Below are 1191 nucleotides of genomic sequence, written 5' to 3'. Positions count from 1 at the left end.
ATGGAAGCCCGGTTCTCGAGCCCACGGAGTAATTCGGAAGCATCGTTCGATGTTGCCGTTCAATTGAACGTCGACGACGCGCACATTCGTGACGCTCACCACAACGATGACGCCATCGACGCCGGTTTCGACTTCGGCGGCGGCGCGCGTCAACGTCCGTTCGACCTCACGATCCATCGTGGAGCGCGTGAATTGACCATCGAGATCGCCGACGCGCGTGCGACGCCCGGACGCGAACCCGGCGAAACGCTCGTGTTGACGGGACTGGATTACACCGGTCGCCCGGCGTGGCGCGGTGTCATCGACATGTCGACGCCAGGTAGACGGACGATCGGTGAGCAGGAGGTATCGGGGATGCCACGTGATCAGCTGGCTGCTTTGCCGAACGTTCGCATCATGCGATTGAGAGTCGTATGTAACGCCGACCATTCTGCACCGGCGACACACGTGAAAGTGAAAATTCGACTGACCGATGAGGTGAAATGAGATGGACGAGCCACGTGGGATGTTCAATGTACGTCAAGCAATACCGCTTCTCTGCGTCGTGTCGACCGCGGCGGCGATCATGGCGCCGGCAACGTCGTTCGCCGCCTGTGCATTGCCTGGGTGTCACGGGCAGTCCAGATCCAGCACGGCCGCGAAGCAGGCAAGCGTGATCTACGGCGAACCGGCTGGAAACACGTTGGCAGGCAACGCGGGAACGTATCGGAAATCCGGATCGGACACGAGCGAGCTGCGGACTTTCGCGATGGCGGCCGCCGGCGCGAAGAATCCGTACGCCGACGACGTGGAGCGGATGGGATACGTTCACGGCAGTATGTACTCGGGAATGAGCGCCGGTTCGGTATCGAGCCTGCGCTCCGCGCGGGGTGCGGGGATGGGAAGATCGGCCCTCGGCGTGCTTCCGGGTGTGCAGGGCTTGTCGGTCGGGATTCCCGGCGTCGCTCCGCGGATCAGTCGATAGACCCTCTCAATGCGCACCGGGCGCAGCCCTCACGTGCGTGTATGCACATCGCGCACCGACCGGAGGCAGCCGGCATAGACTTGCTGCAACTTGTCGACATACTGGGTCCAATTGTGCGTGCCGGCTGCCGCGATGCGCGCGTGACGGGAGAACTCCGCGCGCTTGTCCGGCAACGCGATCATCTCGCCGATGGCATCGGTCAGACGTTCGACGGAGCCGGATGGGAC

Annotated in this window: 3 protein-coding genes; 2 read left to right on the top strand and 1 reads right to left on the bottom strand. The window is 63.0% G+C overall.

Going from position 1 to position 1191, the window contains the following annotated elements:
• Together AB0F11_RS38315 and AB0F11_RS38310 are read left to right on the top strand one after the other, a co-directional pair.
• On the top strand, positions 1 to 486 hold a 486-nt coding region (locus tag AB0F11_RS38315; protein ID WP_362184513.1), incomplete at its 5' end, for a hypothetical protein.
• Between the two features lies 1 nt (position 487).
• A complete protein-coding gene (locus tag AB0F11_RS38310; RefSeq protein WP_105817667.1) occupies positions 488 to 964 on the top strand; it encodes a hypothetical protein in 477 nt (158 codons plus the stop codon).
• Positions 965 to 993: 29 nt separating this feature from the next.
• On the opposite strand, the gene AB0F11_RS38305 is transcribed toward AB0F11_RS38310, so the two are convergent.
• On the bottom strand, positions 994 to 1191 hold a 198-nt coding region (locus tag AB0F11_RS38305), incomplete at its 5' end, for a hypothetical protein (RefSeq protein ID WP_362184511.1).

The sequence above is a fragment of the Streptomyces sp. NPDC032472 genome (genome assembly GCF_040636955.1).
Lineage (GTDB): Bacteria > Actinomycetota > Actinomycetes > Streptomycetales > Streptomycetaceae > Streptomyces.
This window is presented reverse-complemented; position numbering and strand designations above follow the sequence as displayed.